This window comes from Mesorhizobium sp. P2_F8 (genome assembly GCF_056403655.1).
Genome location: NZ_JBFUFB010000028.1, coordinates 1 through 14466 on the forward strand (window position 1 = coordinate 1; position 14466 = coordinate 14466).

Below are 14466 nucleotides of genomic sequence, written 5' to 3' on the forward strand. Positions count from 1 at the left end.
AAGGAAAGGCCGGGGCTCGTCGAGCCCCTGGCCTCTGCAGATAGCGAGGATGGTCAAATGACATCCAACAGTCTCAAACGAAAGAGAGCCGTCAAGGGATGCTGAATCAACCTTGCAACCCCAGGGAGGTAACAAATGACCAGTTTGGCTTTTCTTGCCCCCGTGCAGGTTAAGACCAATGACGTGAGACACGACATCAACTCGGTGCGGGAGGCGCTGGTATTCTTGAATCAATGGCCGAAGGCCCGTCGGGGACCGGTGTACAGCTGCGCGGTGAGGAGCTGCAACGCCGCAATCGCCGGGCAAATGACGACCGAACAGGCGCGACGGGCGTTTGTCAGCTTTGCCAGGATAGCTGGAGTGCTGGCCAGATCCGATTTTTCGCCACTGGCCCATTGTTGATCGGAGAACAGAGAGCTGCAGCTCGCGGTGTGGTGATGGACAGAAAGTCTGATCTGTTCGCGCCTGGGTGAACGCAAATCCGCTTGCGAGCCGGGACAGTAGTGTCGCTGGCAGGTGTGCCGCGCCCGGACCGCGCGCTCAAGGCCGCGTTGTAGCGCGTGGTCCGGCGGCCATAGCGGGGGGCTCGGGGACTGACCGCCGCCGAGCCTACCGGCAAAGAGGGGTGGGTTTTGCCGGCTGACGAATTATAGGCGGTCTATCCGAAAATTCAAATTTTCTAAATGAGCGGCAACCGGCCATTACGCCGCTCGTTTACCTATGCTGGCTTGATGCCCAGCACTCCACGTCTCTGGCCCGCTGCTGAAAGGTGGCGGGCTTTTTTGTGCGCGAGGGCTGGAACCCGTTGCAGAACGTGGAAGTTCTGATCCTGCTCGGCAGTCACTCCACGAGCACCCACACAAGCTCCGCCATCGTTACCCGGTGGCGGGCTTTTTTGGTTGGAACGGTTTGTTTTTCGGCTCGTTTTGGCTACGCATCCGTGACGCGGGTGCACGAAAGTTGTTTCGACATCTTTCGGGGCCCGCCATGGCTTCCTCCGTGGCGGGCTTTTGCTTTTTTCAGAGACCCAGATCGACCGGTAGGCCGGGTTAGGGCAGCGAGATCGGTTTGTCACTGAGTGTGCGCAAGTAGGCGATGACGTTGACCCGTTCGGTCTCGTCCGGAACACCAGGCATCTCCATGTAGACGCCCGGCGTAGTGACCATGGGCTCAAGCAGATATTTATTCAGGTCCTCGTAAGTCCACACGCCTTCCCAGCCCAGCAAGGTGTCGGAGTAACGCATTTTTGCCGTAGAGGCCTTATCGCGGCCGACGACGCTCCACAAGTTCGGCCCCGTCTTGGTCCCACCCTGTGGCTCGACATTGTGGCAACCGGCACATAGGTGGGTGAAGGAGGTTCGGCCTTTCTCGACTTCGGCAGTAGCCAACTTCATCGAGATCGGAGCTGGCGTTGGCAAGACGACGCCGTGCGCCATGAGATAGTCAGCGATTTCGCGTAGCCCCTTGAATTTTGCCAGATGGAGCGGTGTCTTGCCGTCCTTTGTCTTCGCATTCACATCCGCGCCGGCCTCGACCAGTGCCTTCACGCAATCGAGGCAACCGAGATTGACAGCGATGTGGATAGCGTTTTCGCGGCTGCGCTTCGAATTTGGATTTGCGCCCCCGTCCAGCAACAATTTAATCAAGTCGATCCTGCGTTTTGCCAAAGCCGGCATGAGGGCAGGACCCAAAGCCGGCGTTGGGGCGGCGTTGACGTCGGCACCGCGTTCAATGAGCAGTTTTGCAGCTGCAAATTGCCCGCCCCTGACCGCGAGATAGAGTGGTGTCGCTTTCCCATCGCTCTCATCAACCCCAGCACCTGCATCGAGCGCCGCCGTGATCGCCGCGACATCGCCCTTCGTGGCGGCGTCGTGGATGGCGGCGGCATGCGATACATTTGGAAAGAGCACTATCAGAATGAAAAGCAAAACGTCGCGCATTCGGCACCCCTGTGTCTAACCGGTGGACCTGGCACGCTGCGAGAAGGGCTGATTTTAGTGAGAATGCTGAATCGCGGCAAGGTATTTCAGTAATTGCTAACGGAACGAAAACGGCTCTGCGATATTTGAATCAAATTCGAGTTGCAGGAGTTCCGATGCGTAAGGGTGCCGGTGGGGTCCGGTTGTCGTTTATCGAGCCATTGATGCCGACGCTTGTTGAGAAGCCGCCCGAGGGGGAAGGCTGGCAGCATGAGGTGAAATTTGACGGCTATCGCTCCCAGATCGTCAAGGATGCCGGAGGCGTGCGCATCTTCACCCGCCGCGGTCTCGACTGGACGTCGAAGTATCGCGACCTGGCCGCCGCTGCCGCCTTGCTTGAGGTCGAAAGCGCCAYCATCGACGGCGAGATTATCGTTCTGAACGACGCCGGGCTGTCTGACTTCGGCGAGTTGCGGAAGGCAATCACCCGCCGGCAACATGACCTCTATTTTGTCGCCTTCGATCTGCTGCACCTCAACGGCCACGATCTGCGCGACATGGCCTGTGAGGAACGCCGCGAGATCCTGTCCAGCATGATCGAGCCGGGCGGGAGTTATTCAGCGAGGCTCTACCAGGCGATGCAGCAAGCATTTTTCACCTGGTCGACAAGGCTGGACTGGAAGGAATGGTTTCCAAGCGGCGGGACAGCAAATAGCAGCGGCCCGTCAACCAACTGGCTGAAGGCGAAATGCTACACGATCGATGAATATGAGCTGCTCGGCGTCGAGCGTGAGGCAGGTAAGCCCGCTTTCGCACTGATGGCGGAGCGCGGAACCGGGCGCTATGTCGGCTCGGCTTTCATCACGTTGAACCGCGAGATGCGCGAACGGCTTTGGGCAAGGGTTCAGGATCACGCGGGGAACGCGCCCAAGGGCATGAAGCGGCCAGCGACACAATGGGTCAAGCCTGGGCTGATCGGACGGGTGAAGCACTTGCGCGGCGAGGAAGATTTGCGGCATGCCTCCTTGCAGGATTTTCGGGAAGTATGAGCAAGCGGGGAAGTGATTTTCTCTACCATTGGATATCGGACCATTTGCCGGATGATCCGATCATGCACTCAGTTCTGCTCGTGATCGATATGACTGTCGACGCGAAACGGGCGGCGGAAACCCAAGGCATTCCCGGCCAAGAGATCGATGAAGAAATTCGCACGATCTACGAATTCATCATGCAAGGGTTGCGCTAACTGCCTGGCACGCGAGCAATGGAACATTAGAGAATTCTAATAGTTGTTTGGTTGGCAGGGGCAACCAACATCCCGGCAAGTCCCCATGATCCCTAAGGGACGGCCCGCCGCTGCCGTGAATGGAGCGGCGGGTTCTTAAAGGTGACGGACTTATGATGGCGAGATGAGCACACGCGGCGTCAACTTCCTGCACAAATGGATTTCCAACAACGTCCCCGAGACGGTCGGCGCCGACATCATCTCAGTCGCAGAATTGACCCAGAAGCTATTTGCAGACGCCAATGCGATCGGCATAGGTAGCACCGAGATCGAGGAAGAGACCGTTAGCATCTACAATTCGATCCAGGATGCAATCGTGCACCACGACGCTGGCGTGGCCAACTGAAACCGCTTGCCGGCGCTCACATTGTCAGGAATATAACCCTCCCGTTGCGGCGACCCTTCAACGGAGTCTGCCATGCCCAAAACCCTCGCCGACACCCTGGCTGCCAACGATTCGCTCCACGTCAATTGCGAGCACCCGATGTGCTGCAAGTCGACAAAGCTCGATATCCAGGCGCTGATAGACAAGCTCGGGCCGCACCATGGTTCCATGCATTGGGACTTGGTCGGGCTCTTTGGCTGCTCGGACTGCAAGGCTGCAGGCCGCGACCGCCGACCGGTGTTTTTCACTGTGGTTCCTGATTACGAAGGGATCAACGCGAAGCGCAACCGCGACTGGAAACCGACTTTCGGTTAGCTCATTACGCGTGGGTCTTTAGGGCCGGCAAGCCAAGGACTTCAGTCTCAATTCTCCCTGTAACTCAAGGGAGGAAACCAATGGCAAATCTGGGAAAACTAGCTGTCGCAAGGCTTGGCGTTCTGGCGTACCAAAATCGCGACAAGATCGGCGACTTGATCCTCGGTGCAGGAAATCGCGATCCAAACAACCCGCAAGACGGGCTTATGGATCAGCTTTCCAAGGGTGTATCTGGGACGGCGCTTGGGGACATCCTCGACCGCTTCAGAAATGCYGGAGCGGGATCGAAGGTAGATTCGTGGGTTGGCACCGGAGCCAACGAGCCGATTGAACCGAAGGATGTGGAGACGGCAAACCCTCACGTCACTTTCGATGCAGACGGGTCTGTCACGCGATGAGCTGATTGCCAGGATTACGAAGGATTTGCCCGAAGCAGTCGACAAGCTGACGCCAAAAGGCGAACTTCCGACAGCACATCAGACCCAACAGACTGGTGAGACTACACTCCTCGATCCAGTGCCAGCGCCCACCACCGAGCGCTAGGCTGTAGTTGGGAGCTATCGTCCTGTCATGGGAGGGAACATTTTAGCCGGACGAAAATTCAGGTTCCAAGGAGGCCTGAATGACCCATCGGCGCGTCGACAAGGAACGGATTGGGCGTGCTGATCGCGAATCGAAACTGATGATTGAGGCTGAGCGTCTGGCGAGAGAGGCCAAGACGGCGCGGCTGCGAGAGCAGCGCCTTTCCGTGGAAGTATCTGGGGAGCAGGCGTCTCGGGTCAAACGTCGTCGAACGCCCGTCAAGAAGGTAAGCTGGAAGATTATCGAGGTCGACTAGCACGTGCGGAACTGAAAACCCGAGCACGAGCTTATGGCTCGATGAGTATAAGCGGAATCAACTTCCTAGATCGGTGGATCGCCAACAACGTCCCTGAGACGACGAACGCCGATGGGATGCGGGCTTTGCCAGAATAGCCCTTGCCGTCTCCAAGTTGAGGAATATAATCCTCTCGTTGCGGCGACCCCCTTTAACGGAGTTCGCCTATATCGCAGGCTGAAATCGAGCGCTTTCTGGTGGCAGCGGAAGCGCTGCACTGGAGCATCGTGGAGCCGTTCATATCGCCGCATTGCGAGCACTGCCGGCAGACTCGCGTCTTACATGAGGTGCTGTTGAAGGCGGTGCGGGAAGTGACGGGACGGAAGTCGAATTTATCCCGTGGAACACCACAGGACCGGTGCGGCCCCCTACGGCTGGGTAGCGCCTACTTCCGCGCTACCCAGTCCAGCATGGACGGGTCAATATCCTCCACTCCGGTGAAAGCGCGGATCAGCCTTGCGGCATGATTGCGCCATTGATCGGCTGGAATGCTTTCTTCGACGACGGACTTTTTGAACGCCTCGCGAATGACATCACAATCGAAGGCGGAAACGAGATCGCATCTCTCGACTTGAGCCATAATGCCTCCCAGCGCAGTTGGGCGGGAGCACCTGATTTGGCTTCCAAGCGCTCGTTGCCTTGCTAGATCGAGCGACAAAGAATTGTACGCTTCCGACAGTCCGTTAGCGAGTCATATGGTGCGGTCGCGACTTCGTGGTGTGGGGATATCGTCAATTCCCTGTTTTGCCGGAATGCTCAATCTCTGCCATCAGCCTGTTGAAGGCAGCGGCGTCTTCAGCCGTTTCAAATGGTCGGGCCGTAGCTGTACCGTCAACCGCCAGAATGACAGCCAGAAACGGAAACCCGACCATTGGCGGCCTGTAGACGGCGTATGATGGGCGCTTTTTCATCTCCCTCCGATGGCGATGGGTTCGCATTTGCCAATGTGGACGAAGTGCTTAGACGTGCGATGAAGCTTAGAAGTGTCTCAACCCTCCCAGCGGTGGGGAGATTGCTGGCCCTTCGCAGGAAGTGACGTCAATTCTGCATGAATGCTTCCGGTAGCACATCGGCTTCCAGCGCCGCGCTAATGAATGCAATTCGAACCTGTTTCGGGCTGCATCGGCCGACACGTTCCTCTACCAGGGCGGCCAGAGCGGCGAGGAACTTAGGTCCGCCAGATGGCCAATCGCCGTCTGTGAGGATATCGCACATTTCCAGAACGGTATGAACGACGCGAACACCACGGACGCCTTTGATAGGCACCCCACCAAATTGTTGGGTCATGCATAGTCAACGGCCCTAACAACAATGGGTTCCTGGGGGCCCGTATCGGTGCGCCCCCTACGGCTGGGTTGCGGCGATCAAAGGCGCGATGACCAATCGGGCGCGTCCGCTTGTAAAAACAGATATATGCCGACCACGATTACTACCGCCAGCACGATCCAGATCGTGAGCTTCATCTTGACCATGCCGGGCAAGTAATCAGTATGGGTCCGCGCCGCAATTCAAATGGCCGTGTGCGAATTAAATTGAAAAGCCCCCGCCACCGTGAGGCTCGCTATACCTCATTCGGGTGTACCTCATAGGGACATCTTGCATTCCGCATGCGCCATTTGCACTCCATTCAGCAATGGTCCGCTTCAGGGAAACCCTCACGCGCGACGCCGAACGGTTGGCTTTCGACGAGAAGAAGAAGGCCGGAGACCTAAGGCGCAGGCTGGACCTGCACGATGAAGCCAAGGCAAAACTGGAATCCGATCTGGACGACAAGGTCGCTGCCTGTGCCCGCCTAGATACGTATCAGCCCCTTATAGACGATACGCCTCAATGCCCGCGCTGCTGGATATGGCGAGCAAGGCAGGAGCCCATGGTTAACCACGGCAGACAAGACCAGAATTTGTACAAGTGCCATGAGTGTGGGTACCTCGCGTTCTCGTGCCTTGAAGAGGCCAATCACCGTTAAGCAGCGGGCTTTATTCCGCAAAATCTGCGGTTTGATCAGGTGCGGCCCCCAGGCCTTGACGGAACATTAGCGACCTCTAAAAGTTGGTGCTTGCGGCTGGCGATGCTGACCCCATCCCTGGCCGAAGATCGGGAAAATGCACCACCTGATCGGCCCGCGTTTTCCGCAACGAGACGCGGGCTTTTCAGGGAGGTGACAAACCTATGTGGAGCGTGTTCGAGAAGCCGCATTGGCGCACGGTGCTGACCACGAAAGACAAGGAGAAGGCGTTCGCTCTAGCAAAGGAGATCGGCGACAAGCTGCGGGTTGAGGAAATTACGCCGAACGCGAAGCGTTGAGGAGGTTCATTTACAGATTATCCATAGCCTGATGTTAGCCTCATCTTTGCCATTCGGTTCGCGTGATCCAAGCTTAACAATACGTCGAGAAGGGCGCAATAATCACATTCATTTGGGCTTAGCCGTGGGTAGGTTAATCCTCGCTCTCGCCTTCGTGGTCACCTGTGGCCCTGTGTCCGCAGTAGAGCATTGGTTTGCTCATGACGGCGACACGCTTTGGCATGACAAAAAACGCGTTCAATTGCTCGGTATCGATGCCCCCGAACTTTCGCAGGCGTGTTTTGATGCCGCTGACAAAATCTGGCCCTGCGGCAGGTATGCGCGACATTCGCCATCTCATTGCCTCCAGCGATGTATCCTGCACCATCGAAGGCAAGGACCGCTATGACAACGATGTCGGCGTCTGTTTCGTTGGAAGCATCGATCTCGGACGCGACCTGGTGAAACACGGATTGGCGGTCGCCGACAAACAAGCGCCTCGATACCTTGCCGAAGAGCGCGAAGCCCGCATTCTCAAACGTAACTTGTGGTCAGGGAGCTTTATGGATCCCGGCGAATATAGGCGGGGCGGACGCCCATAGCGCCCCCGGAAGGGTGATCACAGCAAACGCCAATGCAAGCAGGCGGCGATAGCGGCAGTGTGGTTGCAGTTTTCTATTGGCTTGCAGGCAGCAACCACATGGCGGGCCCGATCTGCTTGATCACGATTTTGGCCTTTGCGCTGTCGTATCCTTATCTCCTGAGAAAGGAGCGAAAGAACAGCGAGGCCTTTGATACCTACTACATCAGATTGTTGGAACTAGAGTGGGCAAGCGAGACAAGCTGGCCGCCGCCAAACCACGTCGCAGCAGGTAGACAACAGGCTCGCCAAACCACCATGGACAAAGCGGGCGGTGGAACGACTTGAGGCAACATTAGCATCCCTCTAGATTTTTTCCGACGTGGCAGGTGCCCGTCCCCGCTTCGGCCTGAAAAAGAAGAAGGCCGCCCAATCATGGCGGCCATTTCACGTAGGCAGAGCACCGCGAGGCTAGTTCGCGGCGGTGGCAACTCTCTTGCCGGCGTTCTGGGTAGCGTTGACGGTGTTGGCGGCATCCTTGCCGACGCCACGGATCGTGTTTGCGCAGGCCGATACCAAAAGCGCACTGGCGAGCAGCGCGATAACTGCATATGTAGATGTTTTCATAACGGTTTAACTCTCGGTAGACTCGCCCTACAGCAACGGAAGCGAGCTCGGCTGGTTCCATGGCCAAGACACAAAAGAGGAAACCAGACTCCGTTTTCGCTTAGCCGACCACGTCTCGCAGCATCTTGTGGGTCGGCGTTAGCGCGGCGGATTGCGGCATCCAACGCGGGATGATGCTGCTACAATCCCGTATGGCCGTCCGAATGGTGGTTATCCTGGCGCTTCTGTCCGCCTTCGCCTACGGCTTCGCAAACTTGTGGAACGCTATGGCGGCGTTGGCGATAGGCCCTCTCCGTGTGAGCAATCGTCTGATTGCCCCGACCCGACGCGCCGCCTCCTGAACCCGAGCCTAAGCCTTCCTGAGCCTCACGCCAGCGCCGCCGGCGGCGCTTTCAAGATCTTCGGCGATAGCTAGACGGGTCACTTCGCCTTCCGCTTCCCGGGCCCCTTAGTGGCTGGCGCGTCAGGCGCAGCCTTACGGCCCAAACCAAATTCCTTCGCCAGGGCTGATCGCTTCGCGGCGTAATTCGGGGCGACCATTGGATAATCAAGCGGCAAGCTCCACTTGGCGCGGTATTCCTCTGGTGTCATGCCGAGCAATCCGAGGTGCCGTTTCATGGACTTGAACTTGCGGCCGTCTTCCAAGCTTACGATGTAATCGGGAAACACGGACTTGTTAGGATTGACCGCTGGTCTCTGCGGCTCGGGTGGCGCTGGCTGACTTAGGCCGGACAATGACCGGTGAACCGAGGCAATCAGGTCCGGCAGACTTGCTGCTGGTATTGAGTTGTTGCTTACAAATGCCGATACAATTTCGACGGTTAGTTCAGCCAGCTCAACGGCGCGATGTTCGGCTTCGTCGGTCATATGCTGGCCCTTCGTTTATCTGATCAATGTTTTATTAGAGAGCCTTTAAGTGCGCAACCTGGACGCCTGGCTTGCGATGGCCCGCGATGCGATCGGCGGCGCTCGGAAGCTCTTCGGCGAGCGAGCGCCGGAAGCGACCCGGGGGCATTAGACACGGCGACTTCAGGCGTCCATAGCGCGGTCGTGCCGAACGGCCCGCGGGTATTCCTGCCGCGGTGGCGGACCCAAGCGTCGAGTGAGTCAAGCCAGGCCTCACCGCTCGGGTCCGTCATGTGAGGGCGAGGCGAAACTGCGCCACGCGTTCGGGAGGAGACCGGCCAGCGCGGGACTCGTGTGAAAAAGTCTACCGGGATCGAACAGAAGGAACCTTTACGAGCACGGAACCTTCTCCTTTGTGACCTAAGGGAGGAAAACAATGGCAAATCTGGGAAGACTGGCTGTCGCAATGCTCGGCATTTTGGCTTACCAAAATCGCGACAAGATCGGCGACTTGATCCGCGGTGCAGGAAATCGCGATCCCAACAACCCGCAAGGCGGGCTTATGGATCAGCTGTCCAAGGGTGTGTCCGGAACGGCGCTTGGAGACATCCTAGACCGCTTCAGAAATGCAGGAGTCGGGTCGAAGGTAGATTCGTGGGTTCGTACCGGACCCAACGAGCCGATCGAACCGAAAGACGTGGAAACGGCAATAGACGAGGACACCCTCACTTCTCTTTCGATGCAGACCGGTCTGTCGCGCGATGAGTTGATTGCCAGGATCACGAAAGACTTGCCCGAAGCAGTCGACAAGCTGACGCCAGAAGGTGAACTGCCGGCTGCAAATCCCTCCCAGAAGACCGATGAGCCTTCACTCCTCGATTCGTTACCAACACCCACCCGCGGCCGGACGACCTAAGGCGAAGGCGCTGCGGGACTGGAATTCAGGCGCCGTCTGATTTCCTGAGGTGTCGCACCCTGGTTGAACAGTGCGAGGATACGCTCGGCCAAACGGTCGCGTGCTTCTTGATCGCCGGAGATACCCATGTCCTGGGCGTATTCCTCTAAGAGCTTAGCGAGTGCAGTCAATTGTTCGGGGTCGGCAATGCCCCAGAGAGTCCTCATATCCGCAATCCCTTACCGAGTAGGGTGAAAGCGTGATCGACTCTTCCAAGCGCCCATTGCCTTGCAATATCGAGCGCCAAAGGAAGTGTACGCTTCCGGATAGGATTAGCGAGTCATTCCGGCGAAGGAACCATTGCCTCTGCCCTGTCGTTGGGTCGTCAAGGGACACGATGATGACTGACGAACAGGGCAAAGCGCCCAGCAAGCCGGACGATCCTGTCGCGCGTCGCCTGGTCAATGAAACTGGCATCACGGAAACGCAAGCCCGCGAGCTAATCGCATTCTTGGGTGTGCACAGCTGGGCGTCGCTATTGCGGGAAGCACACATTCTGACTGCCCGTAAACCGTAGGGTCGCCGCCGGGCTTACCGTCTCGATCCGGTGAAGGAACATTTCAGCCGGACGAGAATTCAGGTCGGTCGGCCAAGGAGGCTTTCGTGACCCATCGACGCGTCGACAAGGAACGGATTGAGCGTGCTGATCGCGAATCGAAACTGACGATTGAGGCTGAGCGTCTGGCGAGAGAGACCAAGACGGCGCGGCTGCGAGAGCAGCGCCTGTCTGCCGAGCAGCCTTCTCCGGTTTCAAACGTCGTCGTACCGCCAAGAAGCCAGGCGGGAAGAGGAAAATTCCATGGGAAGCACCAGCGACTAGGCTTCGGGTCGCGCCAATCAGGCAGTAGGCAAAGCCAAGGAAGGCGTCGGCAAGGCCGTCGGCAATGACCATCTGCGGGCTGAAGGCCGCCGCGCGGGAAGCCAACGGCAAGGTTCAGAAGGCGTAGGCGAGGCGAAGTCCGCCGTCAAGGATGCGACAAAAAAGACGGCAGCCGCGATCAACAAGAACTTCTGACCGCATTCGCCCTTTGAGGGCAATGAAAGGCCGCCGGCAAACCCGGGCGGCCTTCGTCGTTTAAGGATCTGGAATCGAGAAGGAACGCAAATCCATTCGGGACATTGAGCAAGCAGTGCAGCTTGCGCGTTCACCTCAAGGGATTTCCAGCATGGCGAAGCAAACATCCAAATCGGCCGGGACGGCTGCGACAATTCATGATCAGAAACTGGCGCGTGGCGTTGGCGGAGAACTGCATCAGGTCGCATCCGGCTCGACACCGGTGCTGACAACGGCCCAGGGCGGGCCGGTTGCGGACGACCAGAACTCGCTCAGGATCGGCCCACGTGGACCGACCGTGCTCGAAGATTTTCACTTCCGCGAAAAAATCTTCCATTTCGATCACGAGCGGATCCCCGAACGCGTCGTCCATGCCCGTGGCTATGGTGTGCACGGCTATTTCGAAACCTATGAATCGCTGGCGAAATACACGCGTGCCGACATCTTCCAGCGCGCCGGCGAAAAGACACCGGCTTTCGTCCGCTTCTCCACCGTTGCCGGCAACAAGGGTTCTGCCGACCTTGCCCGGGATGTGCGTGGCTTCGCCGTCAAACTCTATACGCAAGAAGGCAACTGGGACATCGTCGGCAACAACATGCCGGTGTTCTTCATCCAGGATGCGATCAAATTTCCCGACTTGATCCACGCCGCCAAGGCCGAGCCCAACAGCGACTTCCCGCAGGCGCAGACAGCGCATGACAATTTCTGGGACTTCATCTCGCTCACTCCGGAAAGCATGCACATGATCATGTGGGCGATGTCAGACAGGGCGATCCCGCGTTCCCTGCGCTTCATGGAAGGTTTTGGTGTTCACACGTTCCGGCTGCTCAACGCCAACGATGAATCGACCTTCGTCAAGTTCCTCTGGAAGCCGAAGCTCGGTCTCCAGTCCGTCGCCTGGAATGAAGCGGTCAAGATCAACGGCGCGGATCCCGACTTCCATCGCCGCGACCTGTGGGACGCCATCCACGCCGGCAACTTCCCCGAATGGGAACTGCAACTGCAGCTGTTTGATCAGGCGCTCGCCGACAGCTTCGACTTCGATATCCTCGATCCCACCAAACTCATCCCCGAGGAGGTGCTGCCGCCGATCGCGGTTGGCCGTCTTGTGCTCGATCGTATGCCCGACAATTTCTTTGCCGAGACCGAGCAGGTCGCGTTCATGACGCAGAACGTGCCGCCCGGCGTAGACTTTTCGAACGACCCGCTGCTGCAGGGCCGAAATTTCTCCTACCTCGACACGCAGATCAAACGGCTGGGCAGCACCAACTTCACCCACCTTCCGATCAACGCACCCAAATGTCCCTTCCATCACTTTCAACAGGATGGACACATGGCGATGCGCAACCCGGTCGGGCGTGYCAACTACCAGCCGAATTCATGGGACGAAGGACCACGTGAATCGCCCGCTAGGGGTGCCCGGTCCTTTGACGAAGTCGAAGCTGGCCCAAAGGCCCGGTTGCGGTCTGAAACCTTTGCCGATCACTACAGCCAGGCACGCCAGTTCTACATCAGTCAGCACCCCGTAGAGCAGGCGCACATCGCCTCGGCGCTCACGTTTGAGCTGAGCAAGGTGCAAACCCCGGTCATTCGCGAGCGCATCGTTTCCCACCTTCTGAACATCGACGATGGGCTGGCCGGCAAGGTGGCGGACGCGCTCGGTCTGAAGGCTATGCCGAAGCCTGCCGATGCGGCAGTGGCAACGCGCCGGGATCTCGCAGCTTTGGATTCGCTCAGCATCCTCAAGAACGGACCTGGTCGTTTTGAAGGTCGCAAGCTCGGCATCCTGGTGACCGACGGGACAGACGCCGGCCTGCTGAAGGGCATGCAGCAGGCGTTGACCAAGGCTGGCGCAAGCTTCGAGATCATCGCGCCGAAGGTCGGCGGGGCCAAGGCCAGCGACGGCAGCTGGATCGATGCGCACCAGATGATATCGGGCGCGCCATCGGTTCTCTACGACGCCATCGCGCTGTTGCCGGCAAAGCCTGCGATGGACGACCTGATGAAGGAATCGACCGCCCGCGACTTCGTCGCGGATGCGTTCGCGCATTGCAAGTTCATCGGCTTCGTCGAGGCGGCAGCTCCGCTGTTGTCTAAGGTCGGAGTTGTCGAAGATGAGGCGGTTATCTCCCTTGGATCGGCCAAGGATATTTCGGGCTTTGTTGCAAGGCTTGGAGAGTTGCGCTGGTGGGCGCGCGAGCCGAAGGTGAAGTTGGGTTAAATTCCGCTAGCAACATCGGGCCATCTCAGGAGAACGACGAGATAGACAAGTTCAGTTGGTGGCGCCGCGCTGACGCGTTGCTCGGTCGGGGCCGGTAATGCCTGACGAGCCTGCCACAGGGGTGCAGTCCAGTGGCTGGCTCTTTCCGAGTGCATCCAATAAGGAACTGAGCAAGCGCTACCATCCCCTCGGGGGCATTCGCCTCCGAAGGGTTAATCGCTTTCCGGCGCTGGCGGCCCTCATTTCGATCTATGGTTTCGTCGTGGATCCTGTCACGGTCGCGGATCATGTCGCCTATCTGGGCGGTTTGCTGCCGTCGGGCGGGCTCGATCTCATTCGCGACCAGTTGCAGGCCCTGGCCAAGCAGAAACCGGGTGCTCTCGGAACCGGCTTCTTCATCGGCCTTGGCATAGCGCCTCACTCTGCGCCATACTCAACCGGGATGCCCGTTTGGGCGGCCAATGCGGCAAAAGACCGTTTGGCCTGACCAAGTGTCAACTTGCCTTTGTGCGCCGCTTGCACCGCTATCCCTCAGCCTTGAAATTCTTGGCCTTTTCGGTGGCTTTTTTCTTGTCGCCGCCATGCTCGCGCAAAAGATCCTTCGCCTGCTTCGGCGACACGTCGGTCGTCTCGGCGAGGTGCATCGCCTCGCGGTCGGAATCCTGGGATTTGGTCTGGTCCTTCGGCATGGTGCTGTCTCCGGTGTGTGAAGGACAACAACAAACTCGCAGGTCGGTTCCCCTCTGCCACTGCGCAAGGCAGGTGCCCGTGCATGGCATCAAGCCATTTCCGTCGTTACTTCTGCGCCTTCTTCCGCGCGGCTTGCTGGTTTTGCCCGGTGGCAGCGGAGGTTCTTGCGTCCTTGGAGTGCGCCGCTATGGCTGGCCCGGCGCCTGTCGCCTTGCGCATGTCCCCTGTGGTCTTTTTGTCATCGGCTCTCCTGCCAGTTAGGCCCGAGAACACCTTGCCGAAAAACCCCATTCGTTCCTCCTGCATGTCCGATGCGCGCTGTCGGGGCGCTCAATGATTGAAGCTCTTCCCGCGACTTTGGTTCCTTCGAATAAGCCGAATGCCGTCCAATTGGGCTCCAACGCGAGGGCTCGGGGTTCCGTACAAAGT

At 58.3% G+C, this 14466-nt stretch carries 19 protein-coding genes and 2 pseudogenes; 14 read left to right on the forward strand and 7 right to left on the reverse strand.

Annotated features, from left to right (window positions below):
• Positions 1-135: 135 nt before the first annotated feature.
• Positions 136-402 (forward strand): DUF982 domain-containing protein, encoded by a 267-nt coding sequence (locus AC1DZP_RS33420; RefSeq protein ID WP_477308359.1) that lies wholly within the window; start codon positions 136-138, stop codon positions 400-402.
• A gap of 647 nt (positions 403-1049) precedes the next feature.
• On the opposite strand, the gene AC1DZP_RS33425 is transcribed toward AC1DZP_RS33420, so the two are convergent.
• Positions 1050-1940, reverse strand: coding sequence for an ankyrin repeat domain-containing protein (locus AC1DZP_RS33425; RefSeq protein ID WP_477308361.1), 891 nt, complete (start codon positions 1938-1940; stop codon positions 1050-1052).
• A gap of 155 nt (positions 1941-2095) precedes the next feature.
• Here AC1DZP_RS33425 and AC1DZP_RS33430 point away from each other — a divergent pair.
• The 6 genes and pseudogenes from AC1DZP_RS33430 to AC1DZP_RS33455 all read left to right on the forward strand — a co-directional run bounded on the left by AC1DZP_RS33430 (position 2096) and on the right by AC1DZP_RS33455 (position 4742).
• A pseudogene (locus AC1DZP_RS33430) lies at positions 2096-2968 on the forward strand (ATP-dependent DNA ligase).
• On the forward strand, positions 2965-3165 hold the full coding sequence (locus tag AC1DZP_RS33435) for a hypothetical protein (RefSeq protein WP_477308363.1): 201 nt from the start codon (positions 2965-2967) through the stop codon (positions 3163-3165). The pseudogene AC1DZP_RS33430 and the gene AC1DZP_RS33435 overlap by 4 nt, the downstream one beginning before the upstream one ends.
• A gap of 163 nt (positions 3166-3328) precedes the next feature.
• Complete coding sequence (locus AC1DZP_RS33440) at positions 3329-3550, forward strand: DUF768 domain-containing protein (protein WP_477308365.1); 222 nt, start codon at positions 3329-3331, stop codon at positions 3548-3550.
• Positions 3551-3622: 72 nt separating this feature from the next.
• Positions 3623-3904 carry a hypothetical protein gene (locus tag AC1DZP_RS33445; protein WP_477308367.1) on the forward strand — a complete coding sequence of 94 codons (282 nt, stop codon included), beginning with the start codon at positions 3623-3625 and terminating at the stop codon, positions 3902-3904.
• Positions 3905-4110: 206 nt separating this feature from the next.
• A pseudogene (locus tag AC1DZP_RS33450) lies at positions 4111-4447 on the forward strand (YidB family protein).
• Between the two features lie 79 nt (positions 4448-4526).
• Complete coding sequence (locus AC1DZP_RS33455) at positions 4527-4742, forward strand: hypothetical protein (RefSeq protein WP_477308369.1); 216 nt, start codon at positions 4527-4529, stop codon at positions 4740-4742.
• A gap of 424 nt (positions 4743-5166) precedes the next feature.
• Here AC1DZP_RS33455 and AC1DZP_RS33460 read toward each other — a convergent pair whose 3' ends face one another.
• The 3 genes from AC1DZP_RS33460 to AC1DZP_RS33470 all read right to left on the reverse strand — a co-directional run bounded on the left by AC1DZP_RS33460 (position 5167) and on the right by AC1DZP_RS33470 (position 6068).
• Entirely contained in the window at positions 5167-5361 is a 195-nt protein-coding gene (locus AC1DZP_RS33460) for a hypothetical protein (protein ID WP_477308371.1), read from the reverse strand.
• A gap of 151 nt (positions 5362-5512) precedes the next feature.
• The gene (locus AC1DZP_RS33465) at positions 5513-5692 is read right to left on the reverse strand and encodes a hypothetical protein (protein ID WP_477308373.1); all 180 of its coding nucleotides are present in this window, start codon (positions 5690-5692) and stop codon (positions 5513-5515) included.
• Between the two features lie 127 nt (positions 5693-5819).
• Positions 5820-6068 (reverse strand): DUF982 domain-containing protein, encoded by a 249-nt coding sequence (locus AC1DZP_RS33470; protein WP_477308375.1) that lies wholly within the window; start codon positions 6066-6068, stop codon positions 5820-5822.
• A gap of 882 nt (positions 6069-6950) precedes the next feature.
• On the opposite strand from AC1DZP_RS33470, the gene AC1DZP_RS33475 reads away from it, so the two are divergent.
• The 3 genes from AC1DZP_RS33475 to AC1DZP_RS33485 all read left to right on the forward strand — a co-directional run bounded on the left by AC1DZP_RS33475 (position 6951) and on the right by AC1DZP_RS33485 (position 7992).
• Complete coding sequence (locus AC1DZP_RS33475; RefSeq protein WP_477308377.1) at positions 6951-7085, forward strand: hypothetical protein; 135 nt, start codon at positions 6951-6953, stop codon at positions 7083-7085.
• Positions 7086-7369: 284 nt separating this feature from the next.
• Positions 7370-7666 (forward strand): thermonuclease family protein, encoded by a 297-nt coding sequence (locus AC1DZP_RS33480; protein ID WP_477308379.1) that lies wholly within the window; start codon positions 7370-7372, stop codon positions 7664-7666.
• A gap of 32 nt (positions 7667-7698) precedes the next feature.
• Positions 7699-7992, forward strand: coding sequence for a hypothetical protein (locus AC1DZP_RS33485; protein ID WP_477308381.1), 294 nt, complete (start codon positions 7699-7701; stop codon positions 7990-7992).
• A gap of 123 nt (positions 7993-8115) precedes the next feature.
• Here the strand turns inward: AC1DZP_RS33485 and AC1DZP_RS33490 are convergent, their stop codons facing one another.
• Both AC1DZP_RS33490 and AC1DZP_RS33495 read right to left on the reverse strand, forming a co-directional pair.
• Positions 8116-8271: an entericidin domain-containing protein gene (locus AC1DZP_RS33490; protein ID WP_111547486.1), complete on the reverse strand. Its 156-nt coding sequence runs from the start codon at positions 8269-8271 to the stop codon at positions 8116-8118.
• A 420-nt stretch (positions 8272-8691) separates the two neighbouring features.
• Positions 8692-9138: a Ros/MucR family transcriptional regulator gene (locus AC1DZP_RS33495; RefSeq protein WP_477226460.1), complete on the reverse strand. Its 447-nt coding sequence runs from the start codon at positions 9136-9138 to the stop codon at positions 8692-8694.
• Between the two features lie 415 nt (positions 9139-9553).
• Here AC1DZP_RS33495 and AC1DZP_RS33500 point away from each other — a divergent pair, with 415 nt between their 5' ends.
• The 4 genes from AC1DZP_RS33500 to AC1DZP_RS33515 all read left to right on the forward strand — a co-directional run bounded on the left by AC1DZP_RS33500 (position 9554) and on the right by AC1DZP_RS33515 (position 13834).
• A complete protein-coding gene (locus AC1DZP_RS33500) occupies positions 9554-10033 on the forward strand; it encodes a YidB family protein (RefSeq protein WP_477226461.1) in 480 nt (159 codons plus the stop codon).
• Positions 10034-10412: 379 nt separating this feature from the next.
• The gene (locus AC1DZP_RS33505) at positions 10413-10589 is read left to right on the forward strand and encodes a hypothetical protein (RefSeq protein WP_477226462.1); all 177 of its coding nucleotides are present in this window, start codon (positions 10413-10415) and stop codon (positions 10587-10589) included.
• Between the two features lie 649 nt (positions 10590-11238).
• Complete coding sequence (katE, locus tag AC1DZP_RS33510) at positions 11239-13347, forward strand: catalase (protein ID WP_477308383.1); 2109 nt, start codon at positions 11239-11241, stop codon at positions 13345-13347.
• Positions 13348-13444: 97 nt separating this feature from the next.
• Complete coding sequence (locus tag AC1DZP_RS33515; RefSeq protein ID WP_477308385.1) at positions 13445-13834, forward strand: hypothetical protein; 390 nt, start codon at positions 13445-13447, stop codon at positions 13832-13834.
• 37 nt (positions 13835-13871) lie between these two features.
• Here AC1DZP_RS33515 and AC1DZP_RS33520 read toward each other — a convergent pair whose 3' ends face one another.
• Positions 13872-14036 (reverse strand): hypothetical protein, encoded by a 165-nt coding sequence (locus AC1DZP_RS33520; RefSeq protein ID WP_477226464.1) that lies wholly within the window; start codon positions 14034-14036, stop codon positions 13872-13874.
• Between the last annotated feature and the right edge of the window lie 430 nt (positions 14037-14466).